This is a genomic window from Dryocola boscaweniae (assembly GCF_025215095.1).
GTDB classification, from domain to species: Bacteria; Pseudomonadota; Gammaproteobacteria; order Enterobacterales; family Enterobacteriaceae; genus Dryocola; species Dryocola boscaweniae.
This window is the reverse complement of record NZ_JALHAP010000075.1, coordinates 120,103-133,002: the sequence shown is the minus strand read 5'-3', so window position 1 is coordinate 133,002 and position 12,900 is coordinate 120,103. Positions and strand designations below refer to the sequence as shown.

At 54.8% G+C, this 12,900-nt stretch carries 13 protein-coding genes; 6 read left to right on the top strand and 7 right to left on the bottom strand.

Going from position 1 to position 12,900, the window contains the following annotated elements:
- Positions 1 to 64: 64 nt before the first annotated feature.
- Complete coding sequence (gene cueR / locus MUA00_RS07640) at positions 65 to 466, top strand: Cu(I)-responsive transcriptional regulator (protein WP_271122616.1); 402 nt, start codon at positions 65 to 67, stop codon at positions 464 to 466.
- 39 nt (positions 467 to 505) lie between these two features.
- Here cueR and MUA00_RS07635 read toward each other — a convergent pair whose 3' ends face one another.
- The 5 genes from MUA00_RS07635 to tesA form a co-directional block, all read right to left on the bottom strand.
- Entirely contained in the window at positions 506 to 952 is a 447-nt protein-coding gene (locus tag MUA00_RS07635) for an NfeD family protein (protein WP_271122504.1), read from the bottom strand.
- A complete protein-coding gene (locus tag MUA00_RS07630; protein ID WP_271122503.1) occupies positions 949 to 1,863 on the bottom strand; it encodes an SPFH domain-containing protein in 915 nt (304 codons plus the stop codon). Before MUA00_RS07630 ends, MUA00_RS07635 begins: the two co-directional genes overlap by 4 nt.
- A 307-nt stretch (positions 1,864 to 2,170) precedes the next feature.
- Positions 2,171 to 3,025, bottom strand: a complete 855-nt coding sequence (locus MUA00_RS07625; protein ID WP_271122502.1) for a co-chaperone YbbN — start codon at positions 3,023 to 3,025, stop codon at positions 2,171 to 2,173.
- A 57-nt stretch (positions 3,026 to 3,082) separates the two neighbouring features.
- The gene (locus tag MUA00_RS07620; protein ID WP_271122501.1) at positions 3,083 to 3,892 is read right to left on the bottom strand and encodes an SDR family oxidoreductase; all 810 of its coding nucleotides are present in this window, start codon (positions 3,890 to 3,892) and stop codon (positions 3,083 to 3,085) included.
- Positions 3,882 to 4,511: a multifunctional acyl-CoA thioesterase I/protease I/lysophospholipase L1 gene (tesA, locus tag MUA00_RS07615; protein ID WP_271122500.1), complete on the bottom strand. Its 630-nt coding sequence runs from the start codon at positions 4,509 to 4,511 to the stop codon at positions 3,882 to 3,884. Before tesA ends, MUA00_RS07620 begins: the two co-directional genes overlap by 11 nt.
- Here tesA and ybbA point away from each other — a divergent pair.
- The 5 genes from ybbA to MUA00_RS07590 all read left to right on the top strand — a co-directional run bounded on the left by ybbA (position 4,479) and on the right by MUA00_RS07590 (position 10,667).
- Complete coding sequence (gene ybbA, locus MUA00_RS07610) at positions 4,479 to 5,165, top strand: putative ABC transporter ATP-binding protein YbbA (protein ID WP_271122499.1); 687 nt, start codon at positions 4,479 to 4,481, stop codon at positions 5,163 to 5,165. The two genes, tesA and ybbA, sit on opposite strands and share 33 nt — an antisense overlap.
- Positions 5,162 to 7,576: a putative ABC transporter permease subunit YbbP gene (ybbP, locus tag MUA00_RS07605; protein ID WP_271122498.1), complete on the top strand. Its 2,415-nt coding sequence runs from the start codon at positions 5,162 to 5,164 to the stop codon at positions 7,574 to 7,576. Before ybbA ends, ybbP begins: the two co-directional genes overlap by 4 nt.
- A gap of 362 nt (positions 7,577 to 7,938) precedes the next feature.
- Positions 7,939 to 8,469: a hypothetical protein gene (locus tag MUA00_RS07600; RefSeq protein WP_271122497.1), complete on the top strand. Its 531-nt coding sequence runs from the start codon at positions 7,939 to 7,941 to the stop codon at positions 8,467 to 8,469.
- Between the two features lie 291 nt (positions 8,470 to 8,760).
- Positions 8,761 to 9,726 carry a threonine/serine dehydratase gene (locus MUA00_RS07595; protein WP_271122496.1) on the top strand — a complete coding sequence of 322 codons (966 nt, stop codon included), beginning with the start codon at positions 8,761 to 8,763 and terminating at the stop codon, positions 9,724 to 9,726.
- The gene (locus tag MUA00_RS07590; protein WP_271122495.1) at positions 9,723 to 10,667 is read left to right on the top strand and encodes a Rossmann-fold NAD(P)-binding domain-containing protein; all 945 of its coding nucleotides are present in this window, start codon (positions 9,723 to 9,725) and stop codon (positions 10,665 to 10,667) included. The genes MUA00_RS07595 and MUA00_RS07590 overlap by 4 nt, the downstream gene beginning before the upstream one ends.
- 40 nt (positions 10,668 to 10,707) lie before the next feature.
- On the opposite strand, the gene MUA00_RS07585 is transcribed toward MUA00_RS07590, so the two are convergent.
- Positions 10,708 to 11,841, bottom strand: a complete 1,134-nt coding sequence (locus MUA00_RS07585) for a succinylglutamate desuccinylase/aspartoacylase domain-containing protein (RefSeq protein WP_271122494.1) — start codon at positions 11,839 to 11,841, stop codon at positions 10,708 to 10,710.
- Positions 11,842 to 11,860: 19 nt separating this feature from the next.
- On the bottom strand, positions 11,861 to 12,640 hold the full coding sequence (locus MUA00_RS07580; RefSeq protein WP_271122493.1) for an ABC transporter substrate-binding protein: 780 nt from the start codon (positions 12,638 to 12,640) through the stop codon (positions 11,861 to 11,863).
- Positions 12,641 to 12,900 lie beyond the last annotated feature (260 nt).

Sequence of the window (12,900 nt, the reverse complement as noted above, 5' to 3'; positions counted from 1 at the left end):
ACCAATGATGTTATTCGTTATTGCCGCGCTGGCTTCCCATCAAGGTGAAGCGCAAGGAGGAAACGTGAATATCAGCGATGTGGCGAAAAAGACAGGGTTAACCAGTAAAGCGATTCGTTTTTACGAAGAGAAGGGGCTTGTGACGACGCCGTTTCGTTCTGAAAACGGTTACCGGACTTACACGCAAAAACACCTTGATGAACTTACGCTGCTGCGCCAGGCGCGCCAGGTTGGTTTTAATCTGGAAGAGTGCCGCGAGCTGGTGAATCTGTTTAACGATCCCGCCCGTCATAGCGCCGATGTGAAATCCAGAACGCTGCAAAAAGTGGCGGACATTGAAAAACATATCAGCGAATTGCAGGCGATGCGCCAGCAATTACTGGCGCTTGCAGAATCCTGCCCCGGCGATGACAGCGCCGACTGCCCGATTATCGATAATCTTTCCGGCTGCTGCCGTCCGCGTTAACGTAGGGCGGGTAAGCGAAGCGCCATCCGCCAGAGCCGGTTAACGCGCCTGCACTTTCAGGGTGATGCCTTCGACGGCAACCACGACGACTTCTGTGCCCGCAGGCAAATCGCGGTCTGCCATGACGGGCCAGGAACTGTCGGCAACCCGCACGTGGCCGCGTCCGTTAACTAAGGCTACGTCCAGACGTAAATGCCGGCCCACAAGTTGGTGTCCGCGCTGGTTTAGCACTTCACCTGGCTCCTGCTGCTTGCGGGTCGACAGCCAGCGCCACCAAAGGAAGGCCGCCACCAGCGTCAGCAGGGCAAAGCAAACGCCTTGCCATTCCCAGCCCAGCGGCAGCACCCACACCAGCAAGCCCGTGACGACCGCCGCCACGCCGCTCCAAAGCAGATAACCGCTGGCGCCGAGCATTTCTGCCGCCAGCAGCAGGCCGCCCAGCGTCAGCCAGAAGACATGCGGATGGGTAAGCAGCAGGGCTATCATTTTTTACGCTCGTTACCGCTTTGTGCGATCAGTTCGCTGATACCGGCAATGGACCCCATCAGACTGCTGGCATCTAACGGCATCAGCACGACCTTGCTGTTATTCGCCGAGCCAATCTGTTGCAGCGCATCGGTATATTTCTGCGCAACGAAGTAGTTCACCGCCTGGATATCGCCTTTGGCGATAGCTTCGGAAACCATCTGCGTTGCACGGGCTTCCGCCTCGGCGCTACGTTCGCGGGCTTCTGCCTGCAGGAATGCCGACTGGCGTTCACCCTCGGCTTTGAGGATTTTCGACTGCTTCTCGCCTTCGGCCTTCACGATTTCCGCCTGGCGAATACCTTCAGCTTCAAGAATGTAGGCACGCTTGGTACGTTCAGCCTTCATCTGGGCATTCATGGCGTCAATCAGTTCAGCCGGCGGGCGCACGTCGCGGATCTCAATACGCGTGATTTTAATGCCCCACGGATTTGTCGCTTCATCCACGATATGCAGCAGGCGCGTGTTGATATTGTCACGCTGGGAAAGCATTTCGTCGAGCTCCATGGAACCGAGCACGGTACGGATGTTGGTCATGGTTAGGTTGATAATGGCCAGCTCAAGGTTGCTGACTTCATAAGCCGCGCGTGGAGCGTCCACCACCTGAATAAAGCACACCGCGTCAATGGAAACGTTGGCGTTATCTTTGGAAATGACTTCCTGAGAGGGAATGTCGAGCACCTGCTCCATCATATTGATTTTGCGGCCGATGCGGTCCATAAACGGCACCACAAGGCTTAAGCCCGGCATTAGGGTTTTGGTGTAACGACCAAAGCGCTCCACGGTCCATTGGTAGCCCTGAGGGACGATTTTTACCCCGGCGCCGACGATTATCAGCGCGACGAGGATCAGTACGGGGATCACGATTAACATCAAAAAACCTCCTGGTTGTTTTGATGCTAGTTTAACCGTTGATGCGGAAACATTCAGTGACTTCTATGTTTGATATCGGTTATTTCCTGAAATAAACATTTTATGACGTGAAAGGGGCGCTTTGTAGGTCGTGTAAGCGCAAGCGTCACATGGAAATTAACCGGTGGATGGCGGCTTGCGCTTATCCACCCTACGACTCGCTTAAATGCAGTTTTTGTAGGTCGGTAGCGGCATAAGAGCCACCCGATATGCAATTTTTGTAGGTCGGGTAAGCGCAAGCGCCACCCGACGCTTCTCAAAAGAGGGATTAGTAGAGCAGAGAATAAATCTGGCGGCGATATTTAGAGGCCAGCGCATCGCCGGTGCCGAGTGCTGCAAGGATCTCCATCAGCATTTTGCGCACCTGCCCATCGGCTGCGCCCAGATCTTTTTTCAGATGGGTGTACAGCAGCTCAAGGGCTTCTTCGTTACGGCCGACCTGATGGAGCTGCAGCGCCAGTTGGCTTGCCAACTGTGCATTCTCAGGATCCTGCTCAACCTGCTGCTGCAACAGTTGGATCTCCGGCGTATCCGCGGCTTGCTTGAGCAGATCGATCTGCGCGATAAGCCCCTGATAGCGCGTATCCTGATCCTGCAAAGGAATGGTTTTCAGCACGGCTTCGGCATCTTCGCTGCGGTTCAGCGCGATCTGCACTTCCGCCAGCAGCAGGCCGATTTCGCTGTTCTGATTAGAAAGCTGCCAGGCATCTTTGAGCAACGGCAGCGCCTCGGCGTGTTTGCCTTCCTGCACAAGCTGCATGGCTTCCTGAGCTTTTAACTCTTCTTCACGCGGCAGGACTTTCTCCAGCAGAGCGCGAATCGCCTCTTCTGGCTGCGGCCCCTGGAAACCGTCTACCGGCTGGCCGTTCTGGAACAGATAAACGGTAGGAATGCTGCGTAAACCAAACTGGGAAGCGACCATCTGCTCTGCATCGCAATCTACTTTGGCGAGAATGAACTGCCCCTGATATTGCGCGGCGAGTCTGTCCAGCACCAGCGTCAGTTCTTCGCAGTGCTGACTGCGCGCCGACCAGAAGTAAAACAGAACCGGCGTAGTAACGGATTGTTCCAGGGTCTGATGCAGGTTCGCTTCGGTGATATCGATAATGTATTGGGCTGACATAGCTTACTCTCTTATAAAGATTTGTTTTTACATGGGGGCGACTGGCTTGTCTTCAACTCAACCACGTAAAATTTTATCAAGCGCGCGGCCCGGCAGCAGGCGACGTAGCCAGGACATCGCATGGGCAACAAGCGTCACCGGATAGCGTAATTTTGGTTTTGGACTGACAAAAGCATGGCGCACTTTTTCGACCACCGCCTCCGGGCCAAGCGTAAAACGTGCGGCGATACCGGGATTTTCAACCGGCTGGTCCGAGCGAGTCTGATTTACGTTCTCGGTAAATTGCGTGCGAATCGGGCCAGGTTCGATCAAACTGACCTTAATGCCGCTGTGATGCAGCTCCATGCGCAACGTATCGGACCAGGCTTCCAGCGCGTATTTGCTGGCGGCGTAGGCCCCGCGCCCGGGCGTGGCGATAAGGCCCATCACCGAACTTGTCATCACGATGCGGCCTTCGCGGTGCGGCAACATGGCGGGCAGCAACAGCATAGTGAGCTGATGGGCGCCAAATATGTTAGTGGAAAACTGCTGTTCCATCTGTTCGCGGGAAAGGGTTTGCAGCGGCCCGTACACGCCGTAGCCGCCGTTGTTAAACAGCCCATAAAGGCGATTTCCGGTCAGCGCGATGACTTCCGCCGCTGCATGTTCCACGCTTTGCGGCGAGTCGAGATCGAGCAAAATGCCGGTAAATCCGGCCTGATTCATGCGCCCGACATCTTCGGGTTTGCGGCAGGCGGCCAGAATACGATAGCCGAGCGACTGCAATTCTTTTGCGGATGCAAGGCCAATACCGCTGGAACAGCCTGTAATTAAGATGGATTTTTGCATAACTTTACCCGAGGGGAATCCCGATTGTTCATGAGTCATGGTTAACTAAAGGAGCCAGACGGGTCGCCATCCAGTCGGCGATAAAAGGCTGGGCATCACTGTTAGGGTGAATGCCGTCATCCTGCATCCATTGCGGTTTCAGATAGACCTCCTCCATAAAAAAGGGCAGCAGAGGAATATCAAACTCTTTGGCAAGCTGCGGATAAATAGCGCTAAACGCATCATTATACCGACGACCGTAGTTTGCCGGCAGACGTATTTGCATCAGAAGGGGCTGAACGTTTGCCGCCTTCACGTCGGTGATTATCTGCCGCAAACTTTTCTCAATGGCCTGCGGCTGGAAACCGCGCAGCCCGTCGTTGCCGCCCAGTTCAATTAATACCCAGCGCGGCTGATGCTGTTTTAATAACGCCGGCAGGCGCGCAAGCCCCTGCGGAGCCGTATCGCCGCTGATGCTGGCGTTAATCACTTTGGTATTTTGCTGCTGCCATTTCGAATCCAGCAGCGCAGGCCAGGCGGCGGTCGCAGACATGCGGTAACCGGCGCTCAGGCTGTCACCCAGAATCAACAACGTGTCCGCAGCGGCGGCACGGAAGGTCATCAAAGCCAGAAACAGGAAGGGCAAATGCCAGCGGAAAACATTGTTGAAGTTCATCATCTTAGTAAGTCCGTAGGTCTGGGGGAACATCAGCTCTCCATCCTTACCGGAGTTGAGCTGGTTGTCAAACCGGCGCAGACCATCGCGTTAATCGGCGAATCAGGCTCCGGGAAGTCCACGCTGCTGGCGATTCTGGCCGGGCTGGACGATGGCAGCGAAGGCGAGGTGCATCTGTGCGGGCAACCGCTTCACAGCATGGACGAAGAGGCGCGTGCGGCGCTGCGCGCTAAAAACGTTGGGTTCGTGTTTCAGTCTTTCATGCTGGTGCCAACCTTAAACGCGTTGGAAAACGTTGAGCTTCCGGCGCTGCTGCGCGGCGAGAAAGATTCCGCCAGCCGCGCGCAGGCGAAAGCCCTGCTTGAACAGCTCGGGCTGGGCAAGCGCCTGGATCATCTTCCGGCCCAGCTATCCGGCGGCGAACAGCAGCGCGTTGCCCTGGCGCGTGCGTTTAACGGGCGACCAGCCGTGCTGTTTGCCGATGAGCCAACCGGCAACCTGGACAGGCAAACCGGCGATCGCATCGCCGATTTACTCTTCTCGCTTAACCGTGACTTCGCCACCACGCTTATCCTCGTCACCCACGATGAACAGTTGGCCGCCCGCTGCGACCGCCGCCTGCGCCTGCGTGAAGGTAAATTGTGGGAGGAAGCATGATAGCCCGCTGGTTCTGGCGCGAATGGCGCTCGCCCTCGCTGCTGATTGTCTGGCTGGCCTTAAGCCTGGCGGTGGCCTGCGTGCTGGCGCTGGGCAATATCAGCGACCGTATGGAGCAGGGGCTTAATCAACAAAGCCGGGACTTTATGGCGGGCGACCGGGCGTTACGCAGCGCACGCGCCGTGCCGGAGGAATGGCTGAGCCAGGCGCATAAAGACGGCCTGAAGGTAGGCAAACAGCTCACCTTCGCCACGATGACCTTTGCGGGCGACACGCCGCAACTGGCGAGCGTCAAAGCGGTAGATGATATCTACCCGATGTACGGCAAGCTGGAAACAAATCCGCCGGGACTGAAGCCAGCGCCGGGCAGCGTACTGCTCGCGTCGCGGTTGATGGCGCTGCTGAATCTGAAACCAGGCGACACGCTGGACGTGGGCGATGCCACGCTGCGCATTGCGGGCGAAGTGGTGCAGGAGCCTGATTCCGGCTTCAATCCTTTCCAGATGGCGCCGCGTCTGATGATGAACCTGGCGGATGTCGAAAAAACCGGGGCGGTGCAGCCGGGCAGCCGCATAACCTGGCGCTACAAATTCGGCGGGACGCCACAGCAGATTGAAGCTTACGAAAAATACCTGCTGCCGAAGCTGAAGCCAGAACAGCGCTGGTACGGCATGGAACAGGACGAAGGCGCGCTGGGCAAATCCCTTGAGCGTTCACAACAATTTCTCCTGCTTTCCGCGCTGCTGACGTTGCTGTTAGCGGTGGCCGCCGTTGCGGTGGCGATGAACCACTACTGCCGCAGCCGTTATGATCTGGTCGCCATTCTGAAAACGCTCGGGGCAGGGCGGGCGGCGCTGCGTAAGCTTATTATCGGCCAGTGGATAATGGTGCTCGCGCTTGCGGCTGTTACCGGCGGCGCGGCCGGGCTGGTATTTGAAGCGGTGCTGATGCGTCTGTTAAAACCGGTGCTGCCCGCAGAACTTCCGCCGGCGAGCCTGTGGCCCTGGCTTTGGGCGACAGGATCGATGGTCGTGATTTCGCTGCTGGTTGGGCTGCGTCCTTATCGCCTGCTGCTTGCGACGCAGCCCCTGCGCGTGCTGCGCCGTGACGCGGTGGCTAACGTCTGGCCGCTGAAAATTTATCTGCCGTTAGTCAGTATTGTTGTCGTCCTTCTGCTGGCCTTGCTGATGGGCGGCAGCACGCTGCTATGGGCGGTGCTTGCGGGAACGGTCGTGCTGGCGGCGCTTTGCGGCATCGTGGGCTGGGGCGTGCTGAAGCTCCTCAAAAAGCTAACGGTAAAAAATCTCGCGCTGCGTCTGGCGGTGAACCGCCTGCTGCGCCAGCCGTGGGCAACGTTAAGCCAGCTCGCTGCCTTCTCGCTGTCGTTTATGCTGCTGGCCTTGCTGCTGGTGCTGCGTGGCGATCTGCTCGACCGCTGGCAGCAACAGTTGCCGCCTGAAAGCCCGAACTATTTTCTGTTAAACATCGCCACCGAGCAGGTGCAGCCGGTGAAAGCGTTTTTAGCCGAGCATCAGGTTATCCCGGAATCTTTCTATCCGATTGTGCGGGTACGCATGACGGCGATAAACGGTAAGTCCACCGAGGGCAATCCGGACGAGGCGTTAAACCGCGAGCTGAACCTCACCTGGCAGAGCCAGAAGCCGGAGCACAACCCGATTCTGGCAGGAAGCTGGCCGCCGAAGGCGGGCGAAGTCTCAATGGATGAGGGCGTGGCAAAGCGGCTGAACATTAAGCCAGGCGATACCGTTACCTTTATGGGCGACACCCAGGACTTCTCGGCCAAAGTTTCCAGCCTGCGCAAGGTCGACTGGGAAAGCCTGCGGCCTAACTTCTACTTTATCTTCCCGCCGGGCGCGCTGGATAACCAACCGCAAAGCTGGCTTACCAGCTTCCGCTGGGAGGGCACCAACGGGCTGTTAACGCAATTAAACCGGGAGTTCCCGACCGTCAGCCTGCTGGATATCGGCGCGATCCTGCGCCAGGTCGGCCAGGTGCTGGAGCAGGTGAGTCGCGCGCTGGAGGTGATGGTGGTGCTGGTCACCGCGTGCGGTGTTCTGCTGCTGCTGGCTCAGGTGCAGGTAGGCATGCGCCAGCGTCATCAGGAACTGGTGGTTTACCGCACTTTGGGGGCCGGGAAAAAGCTGCTGCGAACCACTTTGTGGTGCGAGTTCGCCGTGCTGGGGCTGGTGTCGGGCCTGGTGGCGGCAATCGGCGCAGAAACCGCATTGGGCGTGCTGCAAACCAGAGTGTTTGATTTCCCCTGGGAGCCCGACTGGCGATTGTGGGTAATCCTGCCCGTTGTCGGCGCGCTGCTCCTTTCGCTGTGCGGGGGCTGGCTGGGTATCCGCCTGCTTAAAGGCAAGGCATTGTTCCGCCAGTTTGTCGCCTGATCGTATTAATGAGAGAGGGCAACCTCTCTCATTATCCCGCACTCACTCTACTGCTACTGCTACTGCTGCCCGCCCTGTAAAACAAGGCATTTAGCCTGGTTTTATGCATCAGCGCCAGCGATTTTCAGGCGCGTCTGAGCATCCTTATTTGCAATTCCCCGAAGCTTTTCACCATTCCTGCGAGCCGCCTCGAATTCTGCAAATCCGTCAGAATTTTCATCTATTCTACTGGTGAATTAGCCAGTGGTATTAGCGTGATTAATAAGCAGTCAGGTCATTAAAAGCCTGAAAAAAACGCCCCCGAAAGGTGCACGAACACCAGACGAGGGCTAACCACAACGTAACTGAAAAGGAGTAACGCTATGGCTAATGCCGATGGTAACACACAGACTCGCCCTGAAATCACCCCCCAACAGCCCGCATTTGCGGACAGCATCGCAACCCTGCTAAAAAAACCGCAGGGTGCCGCAATGGATCTCTTCCAGGTGCTGGATATTTGCCAGCAGTACGTGGATGGTTTAATTGAAAATGATAATCACACTGAATGTATGGCGCTCTGTGGCCGCCTGCTTGCCGGGCTGGAAGTGCTGAAAAGCTTGCTTAAAGCGCCGCTGCCAGATCATTTAATTGAGCAACTGACGTTAAAAGACAGCGAGACCAGCGACTACCGGGCTCCTCTTTCAATAGATTCGGAAACCCTACGCGAATACTGCATGGCACTGACGATAGCGCTGCTGAATAATCAGGATCTGCCGGATCAAAGAGAGCAAATGATCGGGATGCTGTACGAGTTGCTTTTTGTGCTGGCCGACGATCTAAAAGCACCGAGGTTTGTTCGAGTCGCAGGCAGGTTGCAGATGATCGAGGGTGAGCCGGTGGCAGGGGTTCATTGATTTAGCGTTGAATTTAAAAGGCCCCTTTTCCTGATGGGGAAGGGGGCTGGGAATTGAGAGTGGTAAGAGGCCTGGGGTAGCGTTTTGTTATGAAAGGTGGGCTGTTTGAATGCCTGCTTTGAGCGAGGAGCGGACGTTATGGCCGTGCAAAGTGGCTGACGTGTAATGCTAATTTTCTCTGTCCCCGGGTTTTGATTTAACGCAGCTATGTCCTGTAATACATGAATTGGCGATAGACAATGTGTACTAAAAGTCTATATTAGACAATAAATACACATGGAGAGAGTCACTATGTCACAGCTACTCAAACTTTTTACCGCCAGCCAGGAAGCGCATAACGCACTTCGCCCGCAGGTCAGAAAAACGCCACTCGACCGCAGTCACATGCTTTCGACGCTGTACGAGTGCGATCTTTTTCTTAAGAGTGAACACCTGCAACACACCGGCTCGTTCAAATTCCGCGGCGCGAGCAACAAGATCCGCCTGCTGACCCCGGAGCAAAAGGCGCAGGGGGTGATCACGGCTTCTTCGGGTAATCACGGGCAAGGTATGGCGCTGGCGGGGGCTATGGCAGGTGTTCCGGTTACCGTTTTTGTACCAGCCACGGCTTCGCCTTTGAAGCTTGATGCTATTCGATCGTATGGCGCAACGGTGAATATGATTGAAAAGGACGCACTTAGTGTTGAACTGGAGGCGGCAGAAACGGCGGCCCGTGAAGGGATCGCCTTTGTTTCACCGTACAATGATGAAGACGTGATCGCCGGGCAAGGCACCATAGCGTTTGAAATCCTTGAAACAGAGCAAAATCTGGATGCCATTTTTGTCGCAGTGGGCGGTGGTGGTTTGATTTCAGGCATCGGTACAGTGATGAAACATCTGTCACCGGAAACCCGCATTATTGCCTGTTGGCCAGAAGCATCAGTGGCGATGTACGCCTCGCTTCAGGCTGGCGAAATTGTTGAACCGCAAGAGCATGACACACTGTCTGACGGCACAGCGGGTGGACTTGAACCTGGCACAATGACTTTCCCTATTTGCCAGGCCGTTGTTGATGACTGTGTGCTGGTCAGTGAAGAGGAAATCAAAGCAGCCATGAAAACGCTGGCCCGTTATGAACGCTGGATGGTGGAAGGCGCGGCTGGGGTGGCGATGGCTGCCTTTATGCAACAGGCAGAACAGTGGCGTAGCAAGCGTGTTGCAGTGGTACTGTGTGGCAAAAATATCACTCTGGAAAAATTCACCGGTGCTGTGAAATGAAAATAATCGGCCTTGAAGAAATCAAAGCGTTATTTAACCAAAACGATGCGCTGACCAGATTGAAAGCGGGTTTTGAAGCGTTTTCCGCAGGGCGGGTGCAGCTTCCACCCGCACAGCAGTTTGCCTTTGCACAAGCCGAAGGCGACTGCTGTATCAAATCAGCCTGGATTGAGGGAAGCGAAAGTTTTTGTGTAAAAATCTCAACCGGTTTTTATAACAATCCTTCCCTTGGTCTGCCGAGTAACGACGGGCTGAATATGGTCTTCTCAGCGCAAACAGGGCAGCCGCTGGTGCTGCTTAACGATAGCGGTTGGTTGACGGGCGTCCGTACTGCGCTCGCTGGGCGCATTGCGGCTGAGATGTTGCTCCCTAAGCGTGTTGAGCGGATTGCAATCTTCGGTACCGGATTACAGGCGGAGCTTCAGTTGCGCCAGTTACTGGAGCTGACATCTTGTCGTGACGTGTTTGTCTGGGGACGGAGCGAGGAATCGCTGTCCCGTTTCCGCGAGCAGCTTTCCGATATCGATATTCAACTGGTCACTACGACCAGCGAGCAGCAAGCCGCAAGCGGCGCTTCGGTTATCGTCACCGCTACGCCATCAACAAAGCCCTTAGTACTTGCCGATTGGGTACAACCGGGTACGCATATTACCGCGGTGGGTGCTGATACCCCAGGTAAGCAAGAACTTGACGCAAAACTTGTGGCGAAGGCCAATTGTATTGTGGCTGATTCTCTTAAACAGTGCGCTGCATATGGCGAACTAAGCCATTTGCCGGTTGAGTATCGCGAAAATGCGAAGGTTATTGAGCTCGGTAGTTTACTGTCGGACCGCTCGCAGTGTGTGCGTGGTGAGGCTGATATAACCATTGCCGATTTGACCGGGCTGGGTGTGCAAGATGCACAGATTTCAGCAAGTATTCTGGCGCAATTGAAAGCGTAAATAAAAAGCCCCGGATGTTATTCCGGGGCCTTAATTGATATCAGAAGTTCAGCAGCAGCTTACCTTTTTTCCTGTCTTGTTGTAGCTCTTTACCTGCAATCAGCGCAACCCGTTGCCCGATTCTGACCATCGCCGTCAAAGGCTGTACCAGAATCCTGCCGTCTACCGGACTGTAAACTGGCACACGTTGGCCGCAAGCCTTGCCGTCCAGGCTGGCAATTTCCCCAAGACATTCGCCTTTTTTAACCCAGTCACCCAACTGCTTTTTCCAGACTACCAGACCGTTTGCCGGTGATGGCAAATGCACCGCACCTTCCAGCGGAAATGTATCAATCCTGTCACGGTGAAGCGGCTGTGTTACGGGAATTTCGGTGTTGATAAAGCCTTCTGCGCACAGATAGCTCAGAATTCGGCGTGCATCATCTGCGGCGAGTTCATCACTGACATCAGCCTGGCCGCGAAGCTCGACCGAAACAGAGAAGGGAATGCGTTCAGCTGGTTCCAGTCCTTTATCCGCCAGCCACTGCCAGCCTTTGGTGCAGGCTTCGTCAAAGGCGCCACCACCGGCAAAACTTTCCAACAGCACAGCCTCAATGCCCAGAGCCGCCGCCAGGTTGATTGCACGTTCACGATAGCGTTCATTGGTATAAAAATGCAGTATGGCTGCCGTATCGCAATGAAGATCCAGGATGATGTCATGTTTAACTGCCTCGCGAAGCAGCGCTCTTTTACCGGCACTGACCACATCTTCGTGCGCTTTTGGCATCAGCAGGCTATCAAGCTGAAGCGCAGGCGAGAGTTCGACCCACTCGGTGTTTGAGTGAAGCGCTTCGAGCTCCTCAGCAAGGTCTGGAAAGTTACGATTGAAGTTTTCACCGTTAGCCAGATTGAAGCGGCCGGTCCAGAACCCCAGCACGTTCTGCATCATTCCCACAGGGTTGGCAAAGGGTATCAGCGTAATCGTGCCGTTGATCCCGCAGGCCCGATCAATGACTTCCAGCTCCTTAAGTAAATGCTGGATAACCAGCATACCGGGATGTTCGTCTGCATGCAGTCCCGCCTGAATATAGACGCTACGCGGGTTATCTCCGCCGGTAAAAGTATGCTTGATGATCTCAGACTGGCTGCCCGCACCGGCGGAACCGGTGAAAATGGTACTCGTGTTGACGGTCATGTTGACTCCGCTTCCTGACTCAGTAGATATCAAAAGAGAAATATTTATCAGCGATCTTTTTGTAGGTGCCGTCAGCCCGCAGCGATTTGAACGCCTCATTTACCGCCTGTTGTAGTTCAGGTTTGTCCTTACGCAGGCCCATGCCAACGCCCACTCCGAAAATGTCCTTATCCAGTACTGCCGGGCCTGCAAAGTCATAGTTTTTTCCTGCTGCGCTTTTCAGGAAACCATACATGCCAGCAACTTCATCCTGGAAGGCGGCATCCAGCCGACCCGCCGTCAGGTCGGAATAGATATCATCTTGCGTCGGGTACGAGACGACATTAATGCCGCTCTTACGCCAGTATTTGTTGGCGTAGGCTTCCTGAATCGAACCCTGTAGAACACCAATATTCTTGCCCATTAGCGAGTCAGGCGTGGGTAGCAATGTCACACCGCGTGGGGCAATCAGGCGCGCTTTTGCCGAGTAGAGTTTGTCAGAGAAGTTAATTTCTTTGAGCCGGGCGGGGGTAATGGTCATTGCCGCCATAATGGCATCGACTTTTTTGGCTTTCAGGGATGGAATGAGAGCATCGAAGGGTGATTCAACAATCACGCACTGTACCTTCATGCGTTCACACAAGGCCATTGCGAGGTCGATGTCGAACCCAATCACTTTACCGTCCGATGATTTGGACTCAAAAGGTGCATATCCTGGATCTGTGCCGATACGGATGGTTGAAGGCAGGGTTGCCGACACCGCTGAAAAGCTGACGAATAGGGCTGCGGATAACATGACGATTAACTTCAGTGGGCGCATAAATTCCTCCAGTATCGTGAGTGTGAGTGACGGAGCCAGGCAAGCGGGACTTTTTGTCTGCAGACTGTCATTGTGTAGACATATAATCCATATTGTACATTTTGTATATACTTATCCATTGAAATTAACAATGCGAAATATATTCATTTAAGGAATATCTAATTGAATATATTAGTTATTCCTTGAGAAAGGACAGGCCATACAAAAAAGTTCTGACTGTCTCATGGTCAAAGAAATAGAATTTTTGTCCCGAAAGTGTG

Coding starts and splice junctions, on each gene's coding strand:
- MUA00_RS07590 (WP_271122495.1), top strand. CDS start 9,723: ATGAAAATAATCGGCCTTGAAGAAATCAAAGCGTTATTTAACCAAAAC.
- MUA00_RS07585 (WP_271122494.1), bottom strand. CDS start 11,841: ATGACCGTCAACACGAGTACCATTTTCACCGGTTCCGCCGGTGCGGGC.
- MUA00_RS07595 (WP_271122496.1), top strand. CDS start 8,761: ATGTCACAGCTACTCAAACTTTTTACCGCCAGCCAGGAAGCGCATAAC.
- tesA (WP_271122500.1), bottom strand. CDS start 4,511: ATGATGAACTTCAACAATGTTTTCCGCTGGCATTTGCCCTTCCTGTTT.
- ybbP (WP_271122498.1), top strand. CDS start 5,162: ATGATAGCCCGCTGGTTCTGGCGCGAATGGCGCTCGCCCTCGCTGCTG.
- ybbA (WP_271122499.1), top strand. CDS start 4,479: ATGCCAGCGGAAAACATTGTTGAAGTTCATCATCTTAGTAAGTCCGTA.
- MUA00_RS07600 (WP_271122497.1), top strand. CDS start 7,939: ATGGCTAATGCCGATGGTAACACACAGACTCGCCCTGAAATCACCCCC.
- MUA00_RS07630 (WP_271122503.1), bottom strand. CDS start 1,863: ATGTTAATCGTGATCCCCGTACTGATCCTCGTCGCGCTGATAATCGTC.
- MUA00_RS07580 (WP_271122493.1), bottom strand. CDS start 12,640: ATGCGCCCACTGAAGTTAATCGTCATGTTATCCGCAGCCCTATTCGTC.
- MUA00_RS07635 (WP_271122504.1), bottom strand. CDS start 952: ATGATAGCCCTGCTGCTTACCCATCCGCATGTCTTCTGGCTGACGCTG.
- MUA00_RS07625 (WP_271122502.1), bottom strand. CDS start 3,025: ATGTCAGCCCAATACATTATCGATATCACCGAAGCGAACCTGCATCAG.
- MUA00_RS07620 (WP_271122501.1), bottom strand. CDS start 3,892: ATGACTCATGAACAATCGGGATTCCCCTCGGGTAAAGTTATGCAAAAA.